Source organism: Lysobacter enzymogenes (assembly GCF_017168095.1).
Taxonomy (GTDB): domain Bacteria; phylum Pseudomonadota; class Gammaproteobacteria; order Xanthomonadales; family Xanthomonadaceae; genus Lysobacter; species Lysobacter enzymogenes_D.
Genome location: NZ_LXSD01000182.1, coordinates 1 through 6,727, shown reverse-complemented (window position 1 = coordinate 6,727; position 6,727 = coordinate 1). Strand labels below are relative to the sequence as shown.

The following is a 6,727-nucleotide window of genomic DNA, read 5'->3' as shown; positions in this document are numbered from 1 at the left end:
GGCCGGCACCGGCGCTGCGGCGGCCGCGACCGCCGGCGCCGCCAGCGGCGCGACCGCGATCTCGCGGTTCAATCCCCACGCCTGCTCGATCTTGGCGCGCGCGCCTTCCAGCACCGCGACCTGGGCGCGGCCCAGGCTCAGCGCCTTGTCCAGCGCGGCCACGCCGACCGCGGCGTCCAGCGGCTTGATGCCGAGGTTCTTGCGGAAGAACAGCTCGGTCTGCGGGTCGAGCTTCATGCCGCCGTCGGCCCACAGCGACCAGTTCACGCTGAGGCTGCGGCCGTGGCGCAGGCCGGCCGCGCGCAAGGTCTCGCGCTGCGCGGCGAAGCTGTCCAGCCAGTGGTTGGCGTAGGCGTAATCGCACTGGCCGGTGTTGCCGCCGAGCGCGGCCAGCGAGGAGAACAGCACGAAGCAGTCGAGCTCGTCGCCGGCGCTGAAGCGGTCCAGATTCAGCGCGCCTTGGATCTTCGGCGCGAACACCGCGTCGAGGTCTTGCGCGCTCTTGTTGCGGGCGAAGCTGTCGCGCAGCACGCCGGCGGCGTGGACGATGCCGTCGATGCGGCCGTAGCGGTCGCGCGCCAGCGCCAGCACCCGCTCGGCCTCGTCGGCGCGCGACACGTCGGCGGCGACGTAGATCGCCTGTGCGCCGAGTCCGCGCAGCCGTTCGAGTTCGGCCTCGCGCTGCGGGTCCAGCGCGCTGCGCCCGGTCAACAGCAGGCGCGCGCCGCCCCGGCGGGCGAAATGTTCGGCGAACAGCAGGCCCAGGCCGCCGGCGCCGCCGGTGATGACGTAGACCGGGTTCTCGCGTGCGGCCGGCGCGGCGTGCGCGGCCGGTTCGATCCGCGCCAGACGGCGGATCTCGCGCGCGCCGTCGCGATAGCGCGCGCTCGGCTCGAGCTGGGCGCGCGCGTCGAGTTCGGCCAGCACCCGCAGCGCCACGCGTTCGGCCGGCGCCTCGTCCAGGGCCACGGTCTTGCAATCGAACTTGGGATGCTCCAGCGCCAGGCTGCGCAGGAAGCCGTCGACCGCCTCGTTGTGCGGCTGCAGCGCCGCGCCGCCGCGATGCAGCCAGCACAGGCGCACGCGCCCGGCCGGCTTGCTCTCGGCCAGCGCCTGCGCCAGCGCCAGCAGCGCATATGGCGCGCGCGCCAGCGCGGCGTCGAGCGCGGCTTGGTCCTGCGGCGCCTCGGCCTGCGCCCAGTGGCAGACGATGCGCTGCGGCGCGCGCCCCTGCGCGGCCAAGGCCACGAGCGCGCGCGTGTAATGCTCGCGTTCGCGCGGGTCCAGGCGGAAACGGCCGTCGCCGAGGTCGGCGTAGTCCGTGCCCGGCAGCGCCAGCGCCGCATCCACGCCGCGCGCGCGCAGCGCCGCATGCAGGGTCTCGTCGCTGTCGAGCAGCCACAGCGCGGTGCCGTCGTCGGCGCCCTCGCCGAGTTCGGCGGCGCGCCACTCGTGGCTGTAGTAAAGCTCTTCGAACGCGTCTTCGCCGTCGGCCTGCGCGGCCGCCGCGGGTTTCTCGTGCACCTGCGCCAGCGGCACGCCGACCGCCTCGCGGATGCGCGCCAGTACCCGGCCGTCGGCGTCGACGATGGTGACGTCGTCGCGCGACACCGCCGAACCGGCATTGCCGCCGCGGGTCACGTAGCTGTAGCACTCCACGCTCAGCGGATGGCGCAGTTCGACCTCGCCCAGCGAGTACGGCACCTTCATCTCGCCGCCGGCGTCGCCGAGCTGGGCGACCACGCCGGCCTGCATGGCCGCGTCGAGCAGACACGGGTGCAGCTCGAAGCCGGCATCGGCCTCGCGCAGCGCCGGCAGGCGCAGCCGCGCCAGCACTTCCTGCGGATTGCGCGCGACTTCCTGCAGCGCCTGGAAGCTGGCGCCGTAACGCATGCCCAGGCCTTCGAACAGCGGATACGCCTGCGGCCCCGACAGCGCCGGCGCGCAGCGCGCGCGGATCGCGTCGAGATCGATGAATTCGTCCGCCGGCGGCGCTTCGTCCGCGCCGCGGAACAGCAACCGGCCCTGGGCGTAAGAGCGCTTGCCGCCGTCGCCGGTTTCGCCGAACACCTCGAACTGCACGCTTTCGGCCGCCGGCTTGAGTTCGATCCAGGCCTCGGTGGCCGCGCCCGGCTCGGCGCTGAGCGGGCTGATCCAGGTGACGTTGCGGATCGCGCGCACCGCGCAGCCGGTGGCCAGTTCGCCGGCCTTGCGCGCCATTTCCAGATACGCCGTGCCCGGCAGGGTCGGCCGGCCGGAGACCAGATGATCGGCGAGCACGAACTCGTCGGCGCGAAAGCGCTTGGCGAACAACTGGCGCTGAAAGGTCGACTCGTTGCGGTCGAGCAACGGATGCAGGCTCGCGCCCGCCGCGCCGGCCAGCGCCAGCGGTTCGTCGCCGGCGATCCAGTGGCGCTTGTCGGCGAACGGATAGGTCGGCAGCGACACGCGCCGGCCGGCGTCGGCGGCGAGGCCGCGGCAGTCCGGCAGCAGGCCTTCGATCCACAGCTGGGCGAGCTTGCGCGGGTCGCGATTGCGCGCCAGCAGGTCCAGCAATTGCTCTCTTTCGCTGCGGTCGAGCAGCCGGGCCAGGCCTTCGCCGCCGCGGGCGTGGCCGCTGATGACATCGGCATCTGCGGCGCCGGACAGGAACGCATCGAGGCGCGCGATCAGCTCATCGCGGTTCGAGGCGACCAACGCCAGCCGGTGCTCGAACGTCTTGCGCCCGTGCTGCAGGGTGTAGGCGATATCGACCGGACGGTGGGCGACGAAATCGCGCAGCAGGTGCGCGCGCAGGCGCTGGGCCATCTCGCGCAGCTGCTCGGGCGTGCGCGCCGACAGTGGGAACAGCAGCGGCGCCGGCGCCGGTTCTTCGTCGACGGCCTGCGGGTATTGCTCGATCACCACATGCGCGTTGGCGCCGCCGGCGCCGAACGAGCTGACGCCCGCGCGCAGCGGCGCGGCGCCGCGCGGCGTCCAGTCCTGCAGCGCTTGCTGCACGTAGAACGGCGTGGAATCGAAATCGATATGCGGATTGAGCTCGGCGCTGTGCAGCGACGGCACCAGTTGCCGATGGCGCATCTGCAACAGCACCTTGCTCACGCCGACTACGCCGGCGGCGGCTTCCAGGTGGCCGATGTTGGTCTTGACCGAGCCGACCGCGCACGCGCGCGCCGGCAGGCCGGCGCCGGCGAAGGCCTGGCTCAGGCCGGCGATCTCGATCGGATCGCCGAGCTCGGTGCCGGTGCCGTGCGCTTCGATATAGCCGACGCTGGCCGGATCGACGCCGGCCTTGGCCAGCGCCGCGGCCACCAGTTCGCCCTGGGCGCGCGGATTGGGCACGGTGTAGCCGCTGGTGCGGCCGCCGTGGTTGACCACCGCGCCGCGGATCACGCCGTAGATCTGGTCGCGGTCGACCAGCGCCTGCGACAAAGGCTTGAGCAGCAGCGCGCCGACGCCCTCGCCGGCCACATAACCGTTGGCGCCGGCGCCGAAGCTGCTGCACACGCCATCGGGCGATAGCGCGCCGCCGGCGTGGTTGATGTCGAACTTGTGCTGGTGCAGGTCGAGGTTGACGCCGCCGACCAGGGCGGCGCTGCACTCGCCGTTGCGGATCGCCTCGCAGGCCAGGTGCAGCGCGGTCAGGCTGGAAGAACAGGCGGTGTCGACGCTGAGGCTGGGCCCGCTGAAGTTCATCCAGTAGGACACGCGATTGGCCACGCTCCACAGGAACGAGTTCGGCGTCAGCGGGCGCCCGGCCAGTTTCTCCTCGACCCCGTGCATCTGGTACATCGCCCAGACCGCGCCGACGTACACGCCGACCTTGCGCGTGCGCGGATCCTGCGCCAGCAGTTCCGGGTAGTAGCCGGCGTCCTCGAGCGTTTCCCAGGCCACTTCCAGGAACAGGCGCTCCTGCGGGTCCAGCACCTCGGCTTCGCGCGGCGAGATGTTGAAGAACAGCGAATCGAAGCGGTCGATGCTGTCGAGGAAGCCGCCGCGGTAATCGCGGCTGGGCGCCTTGCGCTGGCGCCGCGCCAGCCGTTCGCGTGGCATCGGGCCGACGCTGTCGCGGCCGCTGCGCAGGTTGTCCCAGAACTCGTCGAGCGAGGCGGCGCCGGGATAGCGGCCGCCCATGCCGACGACGGCGATGTCTTCGCGCGTCGGCGCGGGCGCGGCGACCGCGACGGCCGGGGTTTCCGCGGCGGGCGCCGCCGCGTCGGCATCGACGGCGACCTGCGCCGCGCTGGAACGCAGGTAACGCCGCAGCGCGAAGCGCGCATACGGATCGGCCGGGCGTTCGTCGCCGCCGTGCAGTTCGGGAATGTCGCGCGGTTCGGCCAGCGCCGCGGCGATGCGCGCGCCGATCTGCGCCGCCTGTTCGGGCTTGAGCCCGACCGGCACCGCCAGGCGCACCAGCGCATCGAGCGCGTTGCCCTTCTGCATGCCGACGCTGTGGGCGCCGGCGCGCACGCCGGTGGCGAGGTAGAGCCAGGCCAGGAACGAGGCCACCGGCCGCTCCAGGCCGGCGAACGCGGCGATCGCCTTGACGTCGATCAGCACGCAATGGCCGCCGGCCGGCGCCACCACCGGCACGCCGCCCTGCTGGAGCGCGCGCCACAGTTCCGCGGTGGCGGCGACCCGGCGCTGGATCCGCGCGGCGATGCCGTCGCGGTCGCTCAAGGCCAGGGCCAGCAGCTTGCGTTCGACCGCATCCAGCCCCTCGCCCTCGTGCGCGGCCGCCTCGTGCAGGCGGCGCAGCAGCGCATCGTCGTTGCAGGCGATCAGGCCGCCCTTGGCCACGCCGAAGTCCTTGGCCAGGCTGACCGTGGCCGCGTCGGCGCAGCTCAGCAGTTCGCGCAAGGCGTCCCACAGGTCGCGGCCGGCGAACTCGGGCGAATGCGCGGCGAGGTAGTGCGCGTTTTCCAGCGCGCGGGTGGCGTCGAGCACCAGCGCGATGCCGCGCTCGGCCAGCGCCGCCTTGAGCTTGCGCAGATGCGCCAGCGACAGCGGCTGGCCGCCGCTGGCGTTGTCGCTCAGTTCGATCCAGCAGAACGCGAAGCTCGCGCCGGGTTCGACCAAGGCCTGCTGCAGCGCCGGCCAGTCGAGCTCGGCCTTGTACGGATACGGCGCGTCGAGCTGGAACAGCTGCGGATGCGGCAGCTCGCGCGGGCTCAGGCCGTGCTCGATCTGGTGATAGATCGCGGTCGGGAACAGCAGGTTCTGCAGCACCGTGCCGGACGCGCCCCAGGCGCGGCACAGCAGGCGTTCGGCATCGCGGCCGGAGCCGGCGAGGACGAAGTGGCGGAACGGGAACAGCGCGCGCAAGGCGCCGTCCAGATCCGCCGCCTCGCCCAGGCGCGCGCGCAGCGCGGCGAGTCCGGCGGCGACGTAATCGCAGTCCAGCTGCGCCCAGGAATCGGTCTTGAGATCGAATTCGACCTCGCCGGCCGGCAGGTTCAGCGGATTGAAGCCGTGCCGCGCCAGCGCGAACGAGCGCGGCTGGCCTTGCAGGCCCTCAAGCGCGCCCTGGATTTCGCTGCCCGCTTCGCTGCGGGCCGCTGCGGCAGGCACCAGCGGCGTGGCTTGCACAGGCGCCGCTTCGACGGCGCCCGGACGATGGGTGTGGTTGTCCGCTTCGCAGGTCTGCGTACGCGCCGGATCGGCGATCATCATGATCAGATCCAGCACGTTGTCGCCGCCGCTGCCCGCGGCCGGCCGGCACAGATAGATCGTGCGGTTCTGCGGGCGGAACTTGTTCTTGAACTGCAGATTGCCTTCGTCGTTGAAGATGCCCTGGCTGTGCAGATCGTCGAGGATGCGGTCCACCGCCGGATCGGCATTGGCCGAAGTCTCCAGACGGCAGCCGTAGGTGCCGCCCAGGCTCAGCAGATCGCAGCCTTCCTCGCGCAGGGTGCGCATGATGTTGACGATGGCGTATTCCAGCCCGCCCAGCGGCATCTCGCGCGGGTAGAACTCCAGGTCCATCAGATAGCCGTTGAGCGCATCGCTCATCCGCGAGATCAGGATGACGTTCTGCAACTCGCCGTCGAGCCGGGTCAGGAACAGCCGATGCTGCGGATGCAGGCGGCCCTGCACGATCTCCTCGCGGACCAGCTGGATCAGCGGGTTGACCATGGTCTTGCCGTCGCACCAGCGGTCGACGATCGCGGCGATCTCGCGGTCCACTGCCGGGTCGCTGCCGCAGGCGTACTCGGCCGTGCGGCAATCGCCGGCCTTCTCGAACTTGGCGATCTGGTAGCGCAGGCGCTTCATCGCCCCGCCTTCCAGGCTGAACTCGCGCAGGCCGTGCACGCGCTGCAGCACGCCGAACGGCGTGGCGGTGAAGGCCGCATCGCCGATACGCTCGAGCGCGTGGTCGATGAACAGGTTGAACTGGAAACCGCGCTGCGCGCAGTAGTCGCTCATTTCCCCGGCGATTTCCGCGAAATAGTCTTCCGGTCCGGTATATGCATATACCAGGACGGTATGACCGCTGCGCGCGTAATTGAAGTAGCCTCGCTGCGCCGCGCCGACGAACAGGTTCGGCGCGATGTTGCGGGTGCCGCGCGAGACACAGCCTTCGTTCTTGTGCGCATCGAACAGTTCGCGCACGCGCGCTTCCAGCGCCGGGAAGTGCGGCAAGTCCTGTTCGAGCAGGCGGATCGGCTCGGCCGGGCGGGGCGCCGGCGCCGCGACGGCGACCGTGGCGGGCGCGGCTGCGCTGCGG

1 protein-coding gene is annotated in these 6,727 nt (G+C 71.8%); it reads right to left on the bottom strand.

From position 1 onward, the window contains the following. The coding region (locus A7A76_RS04910) for an SDR family NAD(P)-dependent oxidoreductase (protein WP_206410144.1) at nucleotides 1-6,727 on the bottom strand (6,727 nt) is incomplete at both ends.